General features: G+C 64.5%; 1 protein-coding gene. It reads left to right on the forward strand.

Translation table 11 applies throughout. The annotated features are described in order from the left end of the window. Positions 1–246: 246 nt before the first annotated feature. Positions 247–1375 (forward strand): aspartate aminotransferase family protein (locus tag JMF90_RS37185; RefSeq protein ID WP_201326351.1); only part of this gene is annotated, 1129 nt, incomplete at its 3' end.

Genomic DNA, 1375 nt, shown 5'->3' on the forward strand with positions numbered 1-1375 from the left:
GCTGCCCCGCGCAGGGGCGACGCCAATAGACCGACACGATCACAGGTGCTTCACGACACCGGAAGCAAGCCACAGACAAGACAGGAAAAAGCCCCAAAATACCGACACGGCGTAGCCGCCCCCCGGCCCTAAAGGACAAAACCAAAACCTTCCGATAGAACCCGTCGCAATTCCGCAAGACGCTTGCGTCACCCTTACCTAAACTTGATCCTATTGAACCCTCTTACGAAACCGAAAGGAACGACCATGACGACCTCGACCGTGACCCGCCAGACATTCGACGAAGTGATGGTGCCGGTATTTTCTCCCGCCCCGTTCGTGCCGGATCGCGCAGAGGGCTCCCGCGTGTGGGACACGGCCGGCCGCGAGTACATCGATTTCGCGTGCGGCATCGCGGTCACGTCACTCGGCCACGGCCACCCGGAACTGCTGAAGGTGCTGGACGAACAAGGCCGCAAGCTCTGGCACATCGGCAACGGCTACACGAACGAACCGGTGCTGCGTCTCGCAAAGCGCCTGGAATCGCTGACCTTCGCCGATCGCGCGTTCTTCGCGAACTCGGGCGCGGAAGCGAACGAAGCCGCACTGAAGCTCGCACGCCGCGTCGCGTTCGACCGCCATGGCGCGGACAAATACGAAATCGTGTCGTTCGTGCAGTCGTTCCACGGCCGCACGTTCTTCACGGTCAGCGCCGGCGGTCAGCCGAAGTACTCGGAAGGCTTCGGCCCGGTGCCGGAAGGCATCAAGCACCTGCCGTTCAACGACATCGAAGCCGCGAAGGCCGCGATCGGCCCGAAAACCTGCGCCGTGATCGTCGAGCCGGTGCAAGGCGAAGGCGGCGTGATCCCGGCCGATCCGGCGTTCCTGAAGGCACTGCGCGAAGCGTGCGACGCCAACGGCGCACTGCTGATTTTCGATGAAGTGCAAACGGGCGTGGGCCGCACCGGCCAGTTCTACGCCTACATGGACACGGGCGTCACGCCGGACATCCTGACGACCGCGAAGGCGCTCGGCAACGGCTTCCCGATCGGTGCGATGCTGACGACGAACGAACTGGCCGCGCACTTCAAGGTCGGCGTGCACGGCACGACGTATGGCGGCAATCCGCTCGCATCGGCAATCGCGGACAAGGTCGTCGAACTGATCGGCGACCCGGCGCTGCTCGAAGGCGTGCGCGAACGCAGCGTGCGCCTGAAGGGCGCGCTGGAACGCATCAACGCACGCTTCGGCATCTTCAAGGACGTGCGCGGCAAGGGCCTGCTGGTCGGCGCGGAACTCACCGCCGCATTCGACGGCCGCGCGAAGGACTTCGTCACCGCGGCCGCCGAGAACGGCCTGATCATGCTGATCGCCGGCCCGAACGTGCTGCGCTTCG

Origin of the sequence: Burkholderia sp. E168m23 (assembly GCF_016586125.1) — a bacterium.
Taxonomy (GTDB): Bacteria; Pseudomonadota; Gammaproteobacteria; order Burkholderiales; family Burkholderiaceae; genus Burkholderia; species Burkholderia orbicola.